This window comes from Pedobacter sp. FW305-3-2-15-E-R2A2, from assembly GCF_038446955.1.
Classification (GTDB): domain Bacteria; phylum Bacteroidota; class Bacteroidia; order Sphingobacteriales; family Sphingobacteriaceae; genus Pedobacter.
On record NZ_CP151803.1, the window covers coordinates 3,013,683 to 3,034,434 of the forward strand.

The 20,752-nt window shown below is 43.3% G+C and carries 13 protein-coding genes; 9 read left to right on the forward strand and 4 right to left on the reverse strand.

What is annotated here, in order from left to right; genetic code table 11:
* Positions 1-159 precede the first annotated feature (159 nt).
* The 7 genes from AAFF35_RS12200 to AAFF35_RS12230 all read left to right on the forward strand — a co-directional run bounded on the left by AAFF35_RS12200 (position 160) and on the right by AAFF35_RS12230 (position 12,506).
* Entirely contained in the window at positions 160-3,834 is a 3,675-nt protein-coding gene (locus tag AAFF35_RS12200; protein WP_342332785.1) for a SusC/RagA family TonB-linked outer membrane protein, read from the forward strand.
* A gap of 12 nt (positions 3,835-3,846) precedes the next feature.
* Entirely contained in the window at positions 3,847-5,247 is a 1,401-nt protein-coding gene (locus tag AAFF35_RS12205) for a RagB/SusD family nutrient uptake outer membrane protein (protein ID WP_342332786.1), read from the forward strand.
* A gap of 275 nt (positions 5,248-5,522) precedes the next feature.
* Positions 5,523-6,653: an ImmA/IrrE family metallo-endopeptidase gene (locus AAFF35_RS12210; protein ID WP_342332787.1), complete on the forward strand. Its 1,131-nt coding sequence runs from the start codon at positions 5,523-5,525 to the stop codon at positions 6,651-6,653.
* Between the two features lie 9 nt (positions 6,654-6,662).
* On the forward strand, positions 6,663-7,160 hold the full coding sequence (locus tag AAFF35_RS12215) for a DUF4411 family protein (RefSeq protein WP_342332788.1): 498 nt from the start codon (positions 6,663-6,665) through the stop codon (positions 7,158-7,160).
* Positions 7,161-7,347: 187 nt separating this feature from the next.
* Positions 7,348-10,353 (forward strand): SusC/RagA family TonB-linked outer membrane protein, encoded by a 3,006-nt coding sequence (locus AAFF35_RS12220; protein ID WP_342332789.1) that lies wholly within the window; start codon positions 7,348-7,350, stop codon positions 10,351-10,353.
* A gap of 17 nt (positions 10,354-10,370) precedes the next feature.
* Positions 10,371-11,768: a SusD/RagB family nutrient-binding outer membrane lipoprotein gene (locus tag AAFF35_RS12225; protein WP_342332790.1), complete on the forward strand. Its 1,398-nt coding sequence runs from the start codon at positions 10,371-10,373 to the stop codon at positions 11,766-11,768.
* Between the two features lie 63 nt (positions 11,769-11,831).
* The gene (locus AAFF35_RS12230) at positions 11,832-12,506 is read left to right on the forward strand and encodes an Imm19 family immunity protein (RefSeq protein ID WP_342332791.1); all 675 of its coding nucleotides are present in this window, start codon (positions 11,832-11,834) and stop codon (positions 12,504-12,506) included.
* Here AAFF35_RS12230 and AAFF35_RS12235 read toward each other — a convergent pair.
* Positions 12,503-13,336, reverse strand: a complete 834-nt coding sequence (locus AAFF35_RS12235) for a hypothetical protein (protein ID WP_342332792.1) — start codon at positions 13,334-13,336, stop codon at positions 12,503-12,505. The two genes, AAFF35_RS12230 and AAFF35_RS12235, sit on opposite strands and share 4 nt — an antisense overlap.
* 71 nt (positions 13,337-13,407) lie before the next feature.
* Here AAFF35_RS12235 and AAFF35_RS12240 point away from each other — a divergent pair, with 71 nt between their 5' ends.
* A complete protein-coding gene (locus tag AAFF35_RS12240) occupies positions 13,408-14,283 on the forward strand; it encodes a hypothetical protein (protein ID WP_342332793.1) in 876 nt (291 codons plus the stop codon).
* 24 nt (positions 14,284-14,307) lie between these two features.
* Here AAFF35_RS12240 and AAFF35_RS12245 read toward each other — a convergent pair whose 3' ends face one another.
* The 3 genes from AAFF35_RS12245 to AAFF35_RS12255 form a co-directional block, all read right to left on the reverse strand.
* A complete protein-coding gene (locus tag AAFF35_RS12245; RefSeq protein WP_342332794.1) occupies positions 14,308-16,782 on the reverse strand; it encodes a histidine kinase dimerization/phosphoacceptor domain -containing protein in 2,475 nt (824 codons plus the stop codon).
* Entirely contained in the window at positions 16,766-18,709 is a 1,944-nt protein-coding gene (locus tag AAFF35_RS12250; RefSeq protein WP_342332795.1) for a sigma 54-interacting response regulator, read from the reverse strand. The genes AAFF35_RS12245 and AAFF35_RS12250 overlap by 17 nt, the downstream gene beginning before the upstream one ends.
* Before the next feature lie 128 nt (positions 18,710-18,837).
* Positions 18,838-19,947 carry a sigma-54 dependent transcriptional regulator gene (locus AAFF35_RS12255; protein WP_342332796.1) on the reverse strand — a complete coding sequence of 370 codons (1,110 nt, stop codon included), beginning with the start codon at positions 19,945-19,947 and terminating at the stop codon, positions 18,838-18,840.
* Between the two features lie 162 nt (positions 19,948-20,109).
* On the opposite strand from AAFF35_RS12255, the gene AAFF35_RS12260 reads away from it, so the two are divergent.
* Entirely contained in the window at positions 20,110-20,742 is a 633-nt protein-coding gene (locus AAFF35_RS12260) for a hydrolase (RefSeq protein ID WP_342332797.1), read from the forward strand.
* Positions 20,743-20,752 lie beyond the last annotated feature (10 nt).

The window sequence follows — 20,752 nt, forward strand, 5'->3', positions numbered from 1 at the left end:
AAGTGCTTGCAACACAACCGGCCAAATGACTGGATCATTTACATACAATTTGCGATTCTATTCCATAAACCAGACAAACAAACTTAGACATTATTGCCCGATAAAGCAATAAGAATGGTCCTTCATCGGCCACTGGGTTTTTGTCACAAACAAGATGAAATGTATAAAACCTATACTTATAAACTATTGTTCATGATGCGACTCACCACCGTCATTTTAATAGCAACCATAATGCAGGTCAGTGCTGCGGGCTTTGCCCAGAAGATTACACTGTCTGAAAAGAAAGCGAACCTGAAATCCCTTTTTAAGGAGATTCGCAGGCAAAGCCAGTATAATTTCCTGTATACCGATGCACAGCTGGCCAGTACAAAGCCAATTGACATTAAGGTCAGTAACATGGAACTTAAAGCAGTCCTGGACCTGATCTTTCGCGATCAGCCACTGACCTATACCGTGGATGAAAACACAATCGTAGTCAGTGAAAGGAAGTTGTCGCTGATCGACAAAATCAGTGAATACCTGCGTGCCATCGACCTGAGCGGACAAGTGCTCAACGAAGCGGGATACCCCATGCTTGGAGCAATCGTACGGGTAGGGGGAACGAAAAAAGTAACCAGTACCGATGTGGAAGGTAAGTTTTTTCTGAAAGATGTGGACCCGCAGGGAACGCTGATCATCTCCTATGTCGGTTATCGTACAGATACCATCGCCATTGCCGGAAAAACGAGAATTAATGTGAAAATGGACCCTCAGCTCAATCAGATCCAGGAGGTTCGTATTGTGTCTACAGGTTACCAGGATTTACCGAGAGAACGGGCAACAGGCTCATTTGAGTCGATCAGTAAAGTACAGTTACAGCACAGTACCGATCCAAACCTGATCCGCAGACTGGAAGGAATCACGACCGCTATGGATTTCAGAAATGACCTCAGACCCATAAATTCCAGTAATCCCAACGCACAACGCTCACCCTTGGTAAACCTCACCATCAGGGGAAAGAACACCCTTAACGAAAATGAAAATGCAGACCTGAACGGGAACTTCAGCGGCCAGGTGTTGGTGGTGATCGATGGGATTGCCAGCCCGTATTCTATCGATAAGGTAAACCCCAATGATGTGGAAAGCGTTACGATCCTTAAAGATGCTGCTGCGGCTTCGATCTGGGGATCCCGTGCCGCCAATGGAGTGATTGTGATCAAGACAAAAAAAGGAGGATACAACAGCAAACTCAGGGTATCGCTGAGCAGTAACCTGAACGTTACGGAAAAGATTGACCTGTTCTATAATAAAACAATGCGGATCGGGGATTTTGTGGAAGCACAGAAATTACAGTTTCTAAATGCCAATAAACCTCTTCCGGCGGTCAGCATTAGCAGTCTGTACGGACAGGAAACGGTTTCGCCGGTGGCGGAGATCCTGGATGCCTGGAAATTCAAAGGGCTGAGTACGGAACAGGAAGCAATGGCGCAACTGGAAGCACTTAAAAACAACGACATCAGACGAGACTATACCAAATACTTTTTGCGCAATGCGCTGACTCAGAGTCATGCACTTGCCATCGATGCCGGTTCGGAAAAATTTAATTACCGCATATCAGGTGGCTACGACAAATCCATCAACAATACCCGGAATTCCGGACTGGACCGGATCGTGCTGACGTACAGTGCCTCAGCCCGGCCGCTAAAAAACCTGGAATTTCAGGGGAATATCAGTTACAATGTCCAGAACAATGAAGAACAGGCCGAGGAAAACCGGATCAGTGGGGTAGCGAACAGCACATTTTTCCCTTATTCCCGATTGGCGGATGACCAGGGCAATCCACTCGAGTTGACCAAAACTTACCGGCCGGGTTTCATAGATCTTTTCGAAAGTACTTATACCGGAGGCCAGTTTTTAAGCTGGAGGTATAAACCCCTGGAAGACATCAACGAAGGTTACAATACGCTTAAATCACAAAACCTGAACCTGAATTTCAGCAGTACCTATCAGCTGTTGGAGGGGCTGTCCCTGCAGGCCACTTATAATTACAATACCGGTAGAAATGAGGACAATTCGCTGTATCGGCAGAATTCATTCTATATGCGGAACCTGATCAATTATTTCACGACTTCGCTGGCTTCCACAGATCCTAAAACGGGCAATCCGGTAACGCCGTATGTGCGTCAGATCCCTCTGGGCGGACAATACACGACCGGTCTTACCAAATCGAACAACCAAACCTTAAGGGGTCAACTGAACCTGAACAAAAGCTGGAGCGAAAAACATGAAATCTCGGCCATTGCCGGTATAGATCTGGCGCAAAACTACAGCATCCTCAAAACCGATGGTTATTATGGCTACAATGAAAGTACACTGAGAAGCGATAACAGGCTGGATTATAAAACAATGATCCCTATTATTTTTGCGGAAGATTTTAGCGGTTATAATGGAGAGTACATTGCAAACCTGTCCAGGGGCTTTCTGGACAACAAAATCCGGACCTTCAGTTGGTATGCCAATGCGGCGTATACTTTCAATAGAAGATATACCTTTTCGGCAAGCGTCAGAAAAGACCTTTCCAGCGAATTTGGCAGGGGGACGAACCAAAAAGGAACGCCTTACTATTCTGTTGGTGGAAGCTGGAACATTGCTGCCGAACCTTTTTACCATTCGGAGCTTTTTCCGGTGCTGACTTTCCGCTCTACATTTGGTTATAACGGAAACGTGAACCCATCCATACTGGCGCGTCCGCTGATTACTTATTCTGATGTGAATGGCGACAATGACCTGCCTTATGCCTATACCAGTTATGGAACAGGAATCTCCAACAGCAAACTACGACCGGAGAAAACAGGAATCTGGAACATTGGTTTGGATTTCGGACTGAAAGGAAACCGGTTGTCTGGAAGTTTGCAATACTATAACAAAAAGACCACTGACCTGTTGGCCAATGGCGAACTGGATCCGAGTACGGGTTATACCAACATCACGTATAACACCGGAAACCTGCGGGGTTACGGAATAGACCTGAGCCTGAATTCCCTGAATGTGCAAAGCGGACTTTTCAAATGGAACAGCAATTTGTTATTCAGCTATAATAAAGTGAAGGTGACCAAACTTTATGCAGCTACGGCAAGTCTTGCAGGAGCCGTGGTTTCTAACAGCAGTGGCTCCTATAATGAAGGCTATGACTTGTCGCGCGTGTTTGGTTACAAATGGGCAGGACTGGATCCTAAAACCGGTGATCCCAGAGGTTATCTTGATGGTGCAATCGTGACGATCGCAGATAACGCGGAAGGAAATGCTGCTTACCAGGGCATTCAAAATGGAGCACTTAGCTCAGTAAAGTACTTCGGTTCGGCAGTACCGGTATATTATGGTGCCTTTCGCAATACCTTCAGCTACGGGAATTTTTCGGTTTCCGCAAACCTGATGTATAAACTGGGTTATTACTTCCGCAGACCTGCTTCGCAAATCGTAAACTATAGCCAGCTGAACAGCAATATTCCGCTGATTCAGGGCATCGAATACCAGAACAGGTGGCAAAAGGCCGGAGATGAGCTAAATACCAATGTGCCTTCCGCGATTTTTACCTCCAGCAATCAGAACCGCGACAATTTCTACAAGTACGCGGAGATCAATGTGCTTAAAGGTGACCATATCCGCCTGCAGGAACTTAACTTTTCTTACACCATTACGCCTGGAAAAAGCTGGTTTATTAAAAATCCCAGGATTTCTGCTAACGTAAATAACCTGGGGATCATTTGGAAAGCAAACGATCAGGGTATAGATCCCGAAGTCTTCGATTATCCCAATCCAAGATCTTACAGCTTTGGTTTTTCTGCTAACTTTTAACTGTTGACTATCATGAAAATAAACAGACTTATATTTTTGCTCTCTGCACTTGGTATCCTGGTCTCTTCCTGTCAAAAATATGTTGACATTAAGAAAAGTGGGGCACAATCGTTTATAGAGTCAGCGAACGATTGCCAGTTGCTGATGGACAATTATGAATTGTTCAATACCGGATATCCGATAGATGGAGAGGTTTCTGCCGATGATTACTATATGAACGATGCCAGATTTGGTTCGGACCAGATCAGTATCGAAGACCGGACGATTTATACCTGGCAATCCGGAGCCATCAGAACTGCTTCACAGCAATGGGTAGACATCTACAATAAGGTCTATCATGCGAATTTGGTACTGGAAGCCGTACAGGAGCTCAATGGCAAAGAACAACCTGCCGTACTGAATAATTTAAGGGGCAGCGCCTTGTTTTTAAGGGCTTATGCCTTTTGGAATCTCGCACAGTTGTATACAAAAACCTATGATGCTGCTACGGCTCAGAGCGATCCCGGAATCCCTATCGACCTCAGTTCAGACATCAATGACGCGCCTGGCAGAGGAACGGTTCAGGAAACTTATAACCGCATTGTTCAGGACCTGACTGAGGCTGCAGGCCTGATGAACCCGGTTTCTTCTGTGGCCTCACGCCCTAACAAAGCGGCTGCATATGCCATGCTGGCGAGGGTGTACCTTTCCATGAGGGATTATCCGAATGCGTTAAGCAGCGCTAATGCTGCATTGACGTTGCGGAATACGCTGATCAATTTCAATACGCTGGACAAGGGATCATTCTCACCTTTCAGAAGGTTCAATGAAGAGGTCATTTTTCACTCCACCTTGTACAGTAAAAACGGTTCATTAGAGCCGGGTTATGGTTATGAAGACCTGGCCATCATCAATCCGGAGCTGGTCTCTTCCTATGCGGCTAATGACCTCAGGAAGACCATCCTGCTGAAGGAAAACACCGATGTTCCCGTACCTGCAGGAACCTATAGGTTTACCGGGAATTATGAGGGGGCGGTAGCTTCGGCAAAACTTTTTAACGGGCTTGCAGTGGATGAACTCTACCTCATCCGGGCAGAATGTTATGCAAGGGCAGGCAATATGGGCTCAGCGATGGGCGACCTGAATACTTTGCTGCGCAGCAGATGGACCGAAGGTGCTTTTACAAACCTGGAGGCCGGTAATGCCGACAATGCCTTGTCCATCATTCTGGCTGAACGACGTAAAGAATTGTTGATGCGTGGCCAGCGCTGGACGGACCTGCGCAGGTTAAACAAGGATCCCAAATCTGCTGCAACCCTAAGCAGGACGGTTCAGGGAATCACGCATACGCTGCCTGCAAATGACCTGCGGTATACCTTACTCATCCCGCAGGAAGTGATCATGAAATCGAAACTCCAGCAGAATCAACGATAGTTAAGCAATATCATAATTAGGATACAGCTGTGTAATTTGTATTATGATTTAGCGATTTAAGTACTGTAGTTCTTCATGCAGTACTTAAATTAAAAACCGAAATTTTATTGAAATGGTAATTATCATATATGGACCTTTATTGTATTCTATTTATTCCTTTTCCTGAATTAATTATTTGTTGATAAATAGTTTCCTTTAGGTTAACTATTGTTTTCGTAAATGTGTAGCTTCGTATGAGCTGGGGTCAAATTGCGTTATATAACTATCTTTGTTAAATGGGAACAGAAATCAATATCAATCCGACTATGCTTACCTGGGCGATTATAAGAGCAGGATATGTCCTTGGAGATTTTTTGGAGAAGTTCCCAAATGTAAAAAAGTGGATTGAAAAAGCTAAAAGTCCAACCGTTAAGCAATTAGAGGATTTTTCCCGGCGTGTTCACATTCCTTTTGGTTATTTATTTCTCCAGGAACCACCTAAAGAGCAAATTCCTTTTCCTTTTTTTAGAACCGGTAACCATCAAACTAACCAGGTTAGTTTAAATGTTTACGATACTATTTTAATATTACAACGCAGGCAGGATTGGCTTATTGATTATTTATTAGATAATGATGGAAGCGCACTTCCTTTTGTAGGTAAATTTGATCATAACGCAAGCTTTGAAGCCATTGTTGAGGATATTAGAAATACTTTAAATCTAGATCCTGAATGGGCTAATGATTGTCAAACCTTTGAGGACACATTAAACTTCATCACTAAAAAAATTGAGGAAGTTGGCATTATGATTAATTTCAATGGTGTCGTTGAGAATAATACCCATAGGGTAATTCCTGTTAATGAATGTAGAGGGTTTGTTTTAGTGAATAAAATGGCCCCTTTTATGTTTGTAAATGCTGCTGATGCTAAAGCTGCTCAGCTATTTACTATTATTCATGAACTTGCTCATATTTGGTTAGGTGAAAGCGCCGGATTTGATAACCAAAATTTATTACCGGCAAACAATCCCGTGGAAAGGTTATGCGACCAGGTAGCTGCAGAATTTTTAGTTCCCGCTATTTCTTTCCATAAACGCTGGGCTAACAGTGCTGATATTAACAAATTGGCTAAATATTTTAAAGTTAGCTCAATTGTCATCGCCAGGCGAGCCTTAGATTTAGGCAAAATGAATAAAGCTGCGTTCTTTCAGTTTTATAATCAATATATGGAAGGGGTTCGGATAAAAAAGGAAGGTCAGGGAAGCGGAGGTGATTTCTATGCTACTGCCAGGAAACGAATAAGTGTAAGTTTCGCTGCATATGTAGATCAAGCTGTTAGACAGAACAAGCTTTTATATCGGGATGCCTATAAGATTACAGGATTGAGAGGAGATACTTATCAAACTTTTGTGACTAAACATATTTTCTAATTATAACCAATGGCAGCTCCTTTCGTTTTAGATAGTAACTTTTTTATTCAAGCTCATAGAATGCATTATCCAATGGATGTCGTGCCGCGTTTTTGGTTGAAAATTACTGAATTAGCGGAAAAAGAATTAATCGTTTCTATCGATAAAGTAAGAGATGAGCTGCATTTAAATAAGGACGGTTTGACATTATGGTGCGACGAGAATTTGCCAAAAGATTTCTTTAAAGACACTGATCCTATTATACATGAGTATGTTGTTGTTTCAAATTGGGTGAACTCAAAATCTGGTCACTATAATTTAGCGGCTTTAAATGAATTTTTAGATTCAAATGAAGCAGATGCGTGGTTAGTTGCCTATTCCCTGGCAAATGGAAGCGAAATCGTTACTCATGAGACAAGAGAGCCTAACAGAAAGAGTAAGGTTAAAATTCCGGATGTATGCTTGCCATTTGGAATAAACTGCGTTAATACTATTGAAATGTTTAGATCATTAACTGAACAATTCTAAGTATAAGCCATCACCTAAAGATCCCATAATTACCGAAGGTTGCACTCACAAACTATGCAGATATAGTCGACGGAACTCGTTTGTAACATAAAAGTTAATATTCTGGGAATATCGGACAATATGCTAATCCTATATCTGCGTTTTTGCCTCTAGTTTTGGTTTAGTACTAAACCAAAAACAAACAGGGATGAAAATCAAATTAATTATGTTACTCATTTGTGCCTTCGCGATCAACCTCGCAAAGGCACAAACCAATGTCATCAGAGGGAAAGTTTCTGCTGATACCGGGATCGGGATACCAGGTATCTCGATAAAAGTAAAAGGCACCTCCATTGGAACAGCAACGGATGCAAATGGCAATTTTAGCCTTCAACATGCTGTTCCCGCTACGCTTGTGATATCCGGAATCGGCTATCTGACAAGAGAGGTCGTGTTTAACAACCAGGCAAATTTTAACGTCGTTATTAAAAACGACATGCAGGACCTGAACGAAGTGGTGGTCACGGCATTGGGGATTAAAAGAGAAAAGAGAATCCTTACTTATAGTTCACAGGAAGTAAAGGGTGATCAGCTGACACAAGCCAAAGAACCCAATCTGGTGAATGCCATCGCGGGAAAGGTTTCCGGTGTGCAGATCACAAGCTCTTCGGGTACCCCGGGAAGTTCATCACGGATTGTGGTGAGGGGTGCAAATTCATTCTATGGAAATAACGAAGCCTTAATGATCATTGACGGAATTCCGGTCGACAATAGCGAGAGAGGAAACCTCAATTCTGGCCCCGGTACAAACAGGATCGCAGATCTTGATCCTAATATTATCGACAACATCAACGTGCTGAAAGGTGGTGCGGCAACGGCTTTATATGGTTCAGATGGTGCAAAAGGAGTGATCATCATCACCACTAAAGCCGGACAGAAAAATAGAAAACCAACGCTGAACATCAGCTCTGGTTTTTCATTTGAGAACCCATTGCTGCCAGAGTTACAGAATAAATATTCTTTGGGAACCAATGGGAAATATTTTGATGGGGTAACACAAAAAACGAGTACCTCCTGGGGAGCTTTGATGGATACCTTAAAGATTAACGGACAGGCTGCAAAAGTCTATAACCAATCCGACCTGTTCTTTAAAACAGGAAAAACCTATAGCAATACCATGAGCGTTGACGGAGGGAGCAATATCGCTTCTTATTTCGTTTCTTACTCCAACCTGAAACAGGAAGGAACAGTTCCATCAACCTCATTCAACAGAAATACACTTTTTGCAAAATACAACATGCAGGTGATCAAGGACCTGAACATGACCTTTTCATTGAACTATGCCAATACTAAAAATGACCGTCTGCCAGAAGGTTATGCTTTGGAAAGCCCGGTTTGGACAATATTTTCTGCGCCGGTATCTTATGATTTAAAACCTTCCCTGAATGAAGATGGGACCCAGCGACTGTTTAGGTTTTCCCGCAATAATCCGTATTGGGTGACGGAAAATATCAAGAACAAATCGGTAGTGAACAGGTTTATTCCAACTTTTACTGCTGATTATAAACCATTAGAATGGTTAACGATCACCGAACGCTTTGGTGCAGACGTCTATGTGGAACAGGATAAATACAAAGAATCGAGGCTGTCGGTGTCAAACCCTAACGGTCGTCTGGTAGACAATAACGTCAATTTCAGACAGTACAATAACGATTTTATGGTGAATGCCAACAAAACGATTGGTGATTTTACCATGGATCTGCTACTTGGAAATAACATCATCTCTACCTATTTACAAACCATCTATGCGAATGGTTTAGGAATTACGGTTCCAGGTCTTGACAATATGAGGGCTGCATCCAACGTCACTTATAAAGAGGAGAGCTTTATCAACAGAAAGATTGGTTTTTATGCGCAGGCCAATATAGATTATAAAAAGTTTTTGGTATTTTCCTTAACAGGAAGATATGATGGGAATTCCGTGCTGGCCAAAAAGAGTAGCTTTTATCCTTATGGCTCTGCAGCAACAAGCTTCATCTTCTCCAATTTCTTCTCTCAGGGATTGTCGGAGGTGATGAACTTCGGTAAGTTGAGGCTTTCCTATAGTACAGTTGGAAATGCGAGTATTGGCGCCTACAGCTTACTAAATCCTTATGAAAGCCAAACGATCAGGAATATCGCTTTCCCTTATAGCGGGCAGTCCGGGTTTTTAATCAGTGACGTATTGAATGATCCAAATTTAAAGAATGAGCGGATCAATGAAATTGAACTGGGTTTAGAAACCGGATTTTTCCGGAACAGGATTAACCTGGAACTGACTTATTTTAATAAGAAAACAGTGGATGGCATCATTCCAACTGTAGCAATTGCCCCTTCAACAGGCTATAATTCCACGAGTGTGAACTCTGCTGAAATGCGCAACCAGGGGATAGAGGTTTTGTTAAATGTCAAACCGGTAAAAACAGAAAACTTTAGCTGGGATTTTACTTTGAACTACAGCCGGATCCGCAACAAAGTATTGGCGATCTATGGAGATTTAAAACAAATCGGGAATGGCTTCACCAATATTATTTTAAACCAGCCATATGGGGTGATTTATGGAACGAGGTACGACAGAAATGCGGAAGGAAAACTGCTCATCGATGATAGCGGACTACCAGTTGTTGCAGAAAAACAAGGAATTATAGGCGACATCAATCCCGATTGGATGGGAGGTCTGGTGAACAATTTCCGGTATAAACAATTTGGCCTCAGCTTTTCTTTTGACGTTAAAAAGGGTGGCGACATCCAAAATAATGTAGACGGTTACGGTTACTTCTATGGTACGCCTAAGGTGACTGAAAATCGTGGTCCAAGGGTAGTAGATGGGGTAAATATCAATACCGGAAATCCGAATCAGGTGGAAGTAAACGGACAGAGTTATTACCAGCGCATCAACGGAATCCTGGAATCTGTAATTCAGGATGGAACCTACGTTAAATTAAGAAATGTAAGTCTCGGTTATACGGTTAAACCTTCATGGATTGCCAAAAGTCCGTTCAAAGCGATGTCATTTAACATCACTGGCCGCAACCTCTGGATCTATGCACCACACTTTACCGGTGGTGATCCTGAAGTAAGTTCATTTGGTTCCTCTAACGGATCGCAGGGGATATACTCTTTCTCTACGCCAACATCGCGCTCCTTTGATTTCAGTTTAAAGCTAACCTTGTAAATTATAATACGATGAAGATGAAAAAGATATACCTGGTTTTAACGGTCATCAGTCTGGTGATGAGTTCAGGATGTAAGAAATATATTGATGTAAATAATGACCCCAACAGGCCGATCAATGTGGGTGAACCCTTGATGCTGGCACCGATTGAAATGCTGATCTCCCAAAATATAAATGCTGCCGGTGATGGCAATTTAAGCATCGTTTTGCAGCAATACCTACAGGTGATTGCACTGAATCAGGTGGCCCCAAATTTCGGTACCTATTTGATGTACAACCAGGACATGGATGGCGACTGGTACAACATGTATGTAAGGACACTGAACAACCTTTCGATACTCAAAGGTAAAGCTGCTAATAATGGTAATTCTAATTATTCGGGGATTGCCAAAATTTTAACGGCTTACTGTTTAGGAACAGCTAGTGATGCATGGGGAGATATCCCTTATTCAGCGGCTTTTAATGGCAAAGGTAACCTGACACCAGTGTACGATAGTCAGGAGTCGGTGTACAAACAAATCGACGCCTTGCTGGCGGATGGAATCGCAGATATCGCAAAGAAGGCGGGCCTGAAACCAGCAAGCGACGACTACTTTTACAATGGTGATATGGACAAATGGACAAGGCTGGCTTATACTTTAAAAGCCCGTTACCTGATGCACCTGACGAAAGCGCCGGGCTATAACGCCACTACACAGGCTCAACTGGCAATCACTGCACTGAACAACGGGATGACGGGGAATGATGATGATCTGAAAATGATTTTTGTGGGTACTCCGGGTACAGAAAACCCATGGCAGCAAAACTTTCTTCCTGCCAGCACTTTGGTACTTGCCAATACCTTTGTGGATGGGTTTAAAACAAGAAATGATCCGAGGTTAGCTAAAATGGTGGCACCGGCAAAAGAAACCGGACTTTATACCGGCAGGGAAGCAGGTTTGGACGAAATTGGAAGTCTGGAATCTTATTCCATCCCTGCAGCTTTCTATGCAGCGCCAAATGCATTTAACTACCTGGTAAACTATTCGGAAGCACTGTTTTTAAAAGCAGAGGCCACATTGATCATATCCGGTGCTGCAACAGCTCAACCGATATACACGGAGGCGGTTAAAGCACATATGGCAAAAGTTGGTGTCAGCACAGGCGATGCAAATACTTACCTGACCAGCCGCGGAAACTTAACTTCAGCAAATGCCTTAAAACTGATTATAGAAGAAAAATCAATTGCTAACTTCCTGAATGCGGAGAATTATACAGACTGGCGCCGCACAGGATTTCCGGTATTAACAAAGGTTAAAAATGCCCTCTCGGAAATTCCTAGAAGGGTATTGTATCCAAATACAGAAATCATTTCCAACCCACAACCTCAGCAGAACGCGAAACTGACCGATAGGGTATGGTGGGATAAAAATTAATACAATTCGTCGAATAAAAATTATATCACAAATATGTGGTATAATTTTTATTCTGATTTAGCAATGAAACTAAACCTATCAAACCAGGATTTCTGTCTATACCTGATCAGTCAGTTTCCTTTCGCTGCAGATGATGAAAAGGAAATCATGCTTACTGATTATCTGATGGAGCATTTTGAAATGCCTGCAAAGGACTGGCTTGAAGAACTGACAGGCCAAACAGAGGAAGACGGAGGGGAGCCGGATCCCTGGACTGGATATACCTATATCCATGAAGTAAATGATAAGGTGACTCTTTTTGCAGAATTTCATTCCTTCAATACGGTCTATTTTTTCAATGATATCTATTTAGGAAACACCGGAGGACATTTTCACCTGTCTTTACTAACCTGGACGGAGCTAAAAGAAATCATCGCAAATGATAAGACCGAAGGGTCTCCGCTATTTTTATTGTTGCTTCCCCTGGTTATCGGCAATGAGTCGGAAAAACCAGAAATTGAAAGTAAGATTTTAGAGGCCTTGCAACAGACCGCGCTTCACCTGAATGAGGTGCATTTGGAGCAGATCACCAAATTTCTGACGAGTCATTTGATTTTCGGGGAGAGTGAGAAAAACAGATTCACACCTAAGGAACATATCGGCCTGACCACCACCCGTAACCATTCAGAAAGAAATGAGCAACATCGTGATGAAGAGCTGCAACAAATCAATGAAATCATCAGTTTGGCCAGTACCTAATGGTTTGCTTTACTGGATTTTACCCATACCAGTTTATTCGGGCCATTAAATCGGTATACATCCTGCCACCAGCTGGCTCCCCCGCGACAAGACGTAAAAAGCAGCTTCTTTTTGTGATCAATCCTGACATCACAAAGCTCTGAACAGTTAGACCTGGAATAATCCGGGTCAGCTAGTTTTTCAAACTGCGCGGATTTTGGCTGGTACAGCCAGATGCTGAATATCCGGTACACACCCATCCCGGCATCGGGAATGGAAAAGGCAACATCATCATAGCCATCGAAATTGTAATCGGCAATAATGCTCTGCCTGCTCTGATCCGGATGATCTCTGTCGGGCAATTGCATTACTTTTTTTCTTCCGTCAGGATATTCGATGTGGAGCCGCTCATGATTGGTATGATTGAAGGAAAGCAAAGCGCCATGCAAAAGATACTTATCCTCGCCATCATAACTGTCTGATTTTTGAGCTGTGGATTCCAATGAAAAGCGCTTGCCATCCTTTTTTCTCAAATACCAGATGTCCGAAGTCTCTCTTAAGCCCAGCGTTAATCCGTAGCTCCCCGTTACCTTCCCATGGATCACTTCATTCCACACATAGGTCGTAAAATCAGGTTGCCCGCTTTTTCGTTCCGTGCTGTCTACCGTCCGGCTTTTTACCTGTAATGGAATGATCCCTTTCTGACCCTGATATTGTACGAAAGCACCTTTGCCTTGTGTTCCGAAGTAAATCCGGAGTCGAAATGTCCTGGCCTCGCCAACTGATTTCAAGTCGAAAGGCTGAGCATTGGCATTGGCAATGATCAAAAATAGAAATATAGTAGTCAGCATTCTTTTCATCGGTTAAATATAAAAAGATCAAATTTATATTTTAGGTACTTTTTTTGCTCTTCTAATAATTAATGAAAAAAATCTTATTATTACTCTCCAGCTTGCCATTTATTTTTTCTTGTCAGAAAGAAAGCAGCAAACTCACAGATATCGAAAAGATCAGTTTTGATCATTTCTCTCCGGAAAATTTTTATAAAACCTACCACATCCTCAACTCGAAAAAAGTGAATGTGGATTCGTTAAAAGCCTACAATAGAGATACCTTAATTGGAGGTTCATACGAACTTAGTCCTTTTGACGCCTATCCTAAGGAAATTCAATGTTATCCGAATTATAGCTATTACGCGCAAACGGAAGAAATGCAAGACCACATCACAGAAGAAGACATCAAAGAGAAAAGGGTATTTGGCGTTACCCCGGTAAAGGAAATTGCATTGTTCAAAAATATAAAATTCAATTATGCCGACTTTGTAGTAGATAAGCGCAATAACAAAATAGTGGGCTGTATTTTCAGTACAAGAAATCATGCTGAAGTTGATTACTACAAAAAGAATATAGACTTGCTGCGTGAAAAATTAGGGAATCCTAAAGCGACTTACAGAGGCTTCATAGACGACAACGGTGGTCCGGTCCATTACCCCTTACTATATGACATCTGGTTTTTGAATGGCAAAATGTTTCAGTTCCAAATGAACTTAAAAGAAGAAGGAGCTGAAAAATACGAATCTATCACGCTATTGATTTTAAATGAAAATCTGACAGATACTTTTGACAGCTCATTCAATATGAATTTTACGGTTTTCAAAGATTATTTTGATAAAGAGCGGGCAGGCAGGTTTAACATTGAAAATTTACTGTCAGAACGTGTGGAACGAAAAGATCAAGATCTAGACGAAGCCGGCAAAAGGGCGCAGAAAGTGGTAGACTCGATTAAAAGACCCCGATAAAAACTTCCGCGAAAAGTGTAAAAACTATCTTTCTGCAGAAATCAACTCAAATTCAATGCTGATCGAGAGTCCATGATCAGATACGATCTCCGCTGTTCCGCCAAGTTGTTCGGCCAATCCCCGGATCAGTGTCATTCCCATAGTCTTACCCTGATCGAGATCCTTCGGCAGACCTGTGCCGTTGTCTTTGATCTGAAAAATGTACTTTTCATTTGAGCCTTTGCGGAGACTGATCTGGGTTTCTCCCGGACGATCATCGGGAAATGCATATTTAATGATATTGGTAATGGCCTCATTAATGATCAGTCCGAGGGGAGTAGCCTGCGTAATATCGAAAGATATTTTAGGAATGTCAATGATAAAATTGATCCTTTGACCAACATGAAAAGTATCGCAGAGAAACTTCATCAGGTCATGGATATAGGCATGGATATCTACGATATTCAGGTCCTCAGATTGAAAAAGTTTTTGATGGATCAGAGAGATCGACTGGATCCGGTTCTGGCTGTCCTTAATGGCAAGCCTGGCCTCTTCATTGTCCAGATAATTGAGCTGTGAATTCAATAAACTGGCAACCACTTGCAGGTTGTTTTTGATCCGGTGATGGATTTCCTTAATGAGCCATTCCTTTTCATTCAGGAGCTTTTCCTGACTTGCGAGCAGCAGCTCGAGGGAATGGTTCTTATTGGTAATGATCTGCTGTTGCGCTACAAGTTGCTGATTGGCTTTTTTACGGTGGTAGTAGTTGCGGTAAATCAGGCCCATAATGAGCAATAATGCAGCAATACCGGCCCATGTGATTTTGTTGGTGAGGTCTGCTTTTTGCAGTTTACCCAATTGAAGGATGCTTTCCTTCCGCAGCAACTGGTTGTCTTTCTCCTGTTGTTTAGACTGGTAACGAAGGGCAAGTTCGGAAATGGTCCGGTTTGCAGAGGCATGTAACAGGGAATCTGAGATTAACTTATAAAGTTTATAATGTACAATTGCCGAGTCCAGTCTGTTTGTAGCAGAATCCAGCTGGTACAAAGAGTGGTAGGCATCTTTAATTTTGGAAAGGGGATAGGTTCCCGCAGGCAGTAAAGCTATTTTGTTGAGATAAGTTCTGGCTTTGGCAAAGGATTTAATGTGCATGTAAAATGCGCCGATCATGTAAAAGCTTTCTGCTTTATGAAAAGAATGGCTGGGTATCTTCTTTCCCCAACGGATCATCTCCAGGAAATGCGCTTCTGCAAGGGCATTTTTTTTCAATGCCGCATAACATTCTCCCCTGATGCCGGAAATGATCATCCAGCCCAGCTCGGATACTTCTACTTTTCTGATGTTGGCATCCACGATCTTGAATACTTCTGCGATCTTCCCTTGGGTAATTAGTTGATCTGCAAGGTTTTTGACTGCGGTAAGTCTCGCGTCACTTTCCCTGGGATTGGTCCGGTCCACCGCCTTCCGGAAATAGTCAATGCTTCGCTGTGTATCTCCCATAACTCCATAAATCCTGGCCAGGTTGCTATAAAAATAACCTGCGGAAGCATCGCTTTCCGTCAGCTCCATATAGTCTATCGCGGAAATTGCATAAGATAAGGCCGCTTTCTGGGCTCCGCTGAATTGGTTAATCGCCGACAACAGGTCGTAGGTAAATTGCAGGTTTTTATACCCCAGCTGCTGGTATCTTTTGAGCACCGAAAGAAGTTGCTGTTCCGCGAGTTTAAGATTCCCCAGATTTAGGTTTACATCCGCAATTCCTTTCGCCATCCCGATTTCCTGTTCCGTCCGGCCAATTTTTTTATAATACGCTAGTGCAAGTTCATAGAACCTGATTTTCTCCGTTCCAAAAGGCAGATGGTCTCCAATTCTTGAAGCGGTGGCTGCTGCCACCTCCTCATCTTCGCTGGATTCGCAATCCTTTAAAAGCCGGGCAAAATGTTCGTCTGATTTTTGCCGCTGACCGCCTTCCCGGTAGCAGTCGCAAAGGTAAAGTTCGGCCTCATGTACCAATTTAAGGGCTTTCTTAGCGCCGGCGATTTTTTTTGCCTGTAGGAGAAAGTTAGCCGCAGTATCGAGATCGGTCTTATATTCTGCTCTTTTGTAAATAAAATAGCTGCCTGCATTGATGAGCATTCTGGCTTTGGTCAGCTCGTCCATACCTGAGGTCAGGGCAAGGGCAGCTTTAGTGGCGCCTTTCCTCAACAGTACTTCTGCAAGGACAGTCCTGCTTTCTTTATCGACTGCAGTGAGCTGACCGCTTTTACCGGCATCTGTCGCCGCGACTGCAAAGAAATAAGCACTGTCCAGATTTTGTTTCGTATCGGACTTATTATAGAGGTAAAACCTGCTCAGCTTGATCTGGTAAACGGCTCTGTTTTCTGCATCCTTCTGTTTGGACAACAAGGCCCTGAGCTCGGACAGGCTATTCCGCAGATTGGTCTGGGCAATACCTGGCAGGTAGTGCAGACATAAAATCAAGCATAGAATAAGATAGCGATGCTTAATCGGTAAATTCATACGAAATCCCCAGTTTTTTAATTTTAGAATTTAGCGTCGTGGAAGGAATATTCAACAACTCGGCGGCCCCTCCCGGACCAGATATCTTTCCTTTACATAAATGGAGGATTTCCAGGATATATGCTTTTTCCACTTCTTCAAGGGTCTTCATTTTTCCGGTTGCAGGCTGACTTCCGGTAAGGTTCAGATTTCCGTTCATAGGCTGTTCAGTCTGCACTCCCGGCGCAAGTCCGGTATCGGTTATTTCAGTTCCGGAACTCAGTAATACTGCCCGCTCAATCAGGTGTTCCAGTTCCCTGATATTACCGGGCCAGTCGTAATCGATCAATTGCTGAAGTGCCGCAGCAGAAATGGATTTGACCGGCCTTTCAGATTTGCTGCTGTACTTTTCGATGAAATGAATGGCAAGGGCTTCGATGTCTTCTTTCCGTTGTCGTAAGGAGGGAAGTTCGATCGGAAATACGTTGAGCCTGTAATAGAGGTCCAGCCGGAACCTTCCTTCTGCCACTTCTTTTTCCAGGTTGCGGTTGGTCGCGGTAATGATCCGTACGTTTATCTTTTTCGTTTGATTTGCCCCAAGGCGTTCAATCTCTTTTTCCTGAAGGACACGAAGGAGCTTAACCTGAGCCTCCAATGGCAGTTCGCCGATTTCATCTAAAAACAGGGTTCCACCATCTGCCTGCTCAAATTTCCCGATCCTTCTGTCGCTGGCACCGGTAAAAGCACCTTTTTCATGACCAAAAAGGGTAGATTCAATTAAGGGGAGCGGCAAGGCTGCACAGTTTACCGTCACCATCTTTTTCCCTTTTCTAGGGGAGAGTTCATGCAGGATCTGAGCAATACGTTCTTTACCCGTTCCACTTTCCCCAAGAATGAGCACAGAAGTATCATCCGGAGCAACGATCTTCACCTTGTCAAATACAGAATTTAACAGTGGACTGTGGCCAATAATCCCATAAAAATGGGAGGGAGGCGATGGATTTACCTTGACCTCTTTAATTTCGGTCATTGGTTTGCTGAAGAATACTTCATCGATCATTGCACTAAAAGGCGCCATGATCTGATTGGCCAGGTCTACATGAATGCTGTTGTAAAGTTCTCCTTCTTTGCTGAAGAATACGGCTCTGTACATGTCGCCGTTAGGAGCCGTAATGCTGGCGACAATCGCAGATTCGAGTCCGAATTTATCTGAGATCACTTGCGTCCAGCGGTCTTCCATGCGTAGTTTTCTGAATTCGTAAGCGCAGTACAATTGCTTGTCGAGCTGCAATCCCAGCGGGTTCCAAAGTTTATAGTCGCGGGTAGATACGGAAAGCAGTTTGAGCATCGATTCTGTAGATTCCAGCTGATAGTTTCCGGAGGCTGATTTGATAACGTTGCAATCGCGCGAAGGGCTCCGGGGATTCATCCTGGTCAGAAACAGCTGATCGAAAGGTAAAACAGGTTGCAGCAATTGCGCAATTTGCTTTACTTTTTCTGCACTGGCTTCCTTTTTTACAGTGATCCCTGCCAATTGCTGTACCAGTCCCATCTGGTGCCCGATGTTATACTTGATGTTTTGCCCATGCCGGTATTGTGCGATATCGAGCATGACCAACAGATCTTTCTCCCGGAATGGTTTGACCAGAAATCCATAGGGCAATGTCGCTTTAGCGGCCTGAAGAATGCTCTGGTTGGTATTTGCAGAAATGTAAATGAAGGGTATGTCCATATTAGAGAGCTGAATCCCTAAGTCTATTCCGGTACGGTCCCCCTGCAGGAAAATATCAATAAGTACCCAGTCGGGCTGTTGTTCAGCGATGAGTTCCAAGGCCCTTGCTACTGAAGGTGCAATGCCACAGCTGTCGTACCCTGCTTTTTTTAGCATCAGGCTGAGGTCATTGGCGACGATAAACTCGTCCTCTACGATCAAAATCTTATCTTTCATTCCTGCTCATTTCAGGGTTATCATTTACCAAATAAAATGCCATGCCTTAAGGCTTTGATTTGCTTTGCTTTAGGTGTTTCCGGCAAAGTACAATTGATGATATATCGTGAATTTACGATTTCATTCTGCTAACGCAGTATATGTTTTCTCAAGATGTTCAGTTTCTTGAGTTTAGAGTTTAAGGTTGTGGCCGGGACACCGAGTATTTTTGCGGCTCCTGCCGGACCCGATATTTTACCGGCACAAAGCTTCAATACAGACAGGATATGACTGCGTTCATTTTCAGCGATGGTCTTAATGTTGGAAACCTGATCTGTTGCAGGGATTCTTCCCGCTGCAACCGGAAGGGAGACGTCTTTGATGACTGCTCCTTTTGTCAGGAGTACACTCCGTTCCATCACATGTTCCAGTTCTCTGATGTTTCCTGGCCATTCATGCGCCATGAGCATTTTAAGCGCCTTTTTAGACAACTGTTTAGGCTTGTCTGCGTTTTTCATGGCCAGCTTGCGGAGAAAATGAGAAGAAAGTTGCTCAATGTCTTCTTTTCTTGCTCTTAGCGGAGGCAACTGGATTGGAAAGACATTTAGCCGGTAGAAAAGATCGCTTCTGAACCTCCCTTCCTGTACCTCTTTCAGCAGGTCAAGATTGGTTGCGGCGATGATCCTTGCATCGGTATGAATCACTTTTTGTCCGCCCAGACGTTCGATTTCTTTTTCCTGTAAGGCCCGGAGTAGTTTTCCCTGAAGCTCCAGCGGGAGCTCGGCAATCTCATCGAGGAACAACGTACTGTTGTCGGCGAGTTCGAATTTACCGATCCTGCGTTCCAGAGCACCGGTAAAGCTTCCTTTCTCATGTCCGAAGAGCTCGCTCTCGGCCAGATTGGAGGGTATGGAGGCACAATTGAGCTTAACCATCGTTTTAAGCTTTCTGGAAGAGGCCTGGTGAATCGCTTTTGCAATCAGCTCTTTTCCAGTCCCAGTTTCGCCCAGAATCAATACCGTACTGCTGGAAGTGGCCACCTGTGCTACGGATCTCAACACCTGCAGGATCAAAGGACTGCTGCCCACGATATCCTCATCAAGGTAATTAAGGGATATTTCTTCCGCCTGCAGTAATTTTTCTTCTTCCAGTTGTTGTTGATAATCCGTAATTTCCTGTTGCTGCTTTGCGATAATTTCCCTTGCTGCCTTAAGCTCCTCAGAAAGTTGAATGAGCATATCTGGTTCCCCGTATTTCATTACCCGAAGATAGGTCATTTTACGATTATACGTAAATCGCTCTTCGTAAAATGACGAAATAAAGTAAATTTTAATTTATGAAAATAAGATCAATGTGCTGTATTTCAGTGTCTTGATCCCTTGGTATGTTTGTTGGTTAGTCCAGTTCAAAAATTTAAAATTATGAAACCATCACCAGATCTTTTATCGCCGGAAAACCATGCTTTAGTATTAATCGACTTTGAAGGCCAGATGGCTTTTGCTACAAAAAGCATTTCAATTACGGAATTGAGAACCAATGTGGCCATTATTGCCGGTGCTTCTCAGATTTTCAAGGTACCTACCATTGTGACCACAGTGGCAGAAGATTCTTTTGCCGGACCTGTATTTCCGGAAATCGAAGAATTCTATCCTCAGGCAACTTCAGGTTATATCGACCGGACTTCTATGAATACCTGGGAAGACGGACCGGCTTACAAAGCCATCACCGGTACAGGAAAACAAAAATTGGTGCTTGCCGGCTTATGGACGGGCGTATGTATTGTAGGCCCTGCATTGTCTGCGTTGTCAGAAGGATTTGATGTTTTTGTCGTTACGGATGCCTGTGGAGATGTCAGTGCAGAAGCACACGAAAGAGCCATTCAAAGAATGGTCCATGCAGGGGTAAAACCGATTACTTCGGTTCAGTACATCCTGGAACTGCAAAGAGACTGGGCAAGAACCGAAACTTATGTTGCGGTAACTGACCTGATGAAAAAGTATGGCGCAGGATATGGCCTGGGAATTCAGTATGCACATAAAATGATCAAACACTAATTGTCATTTC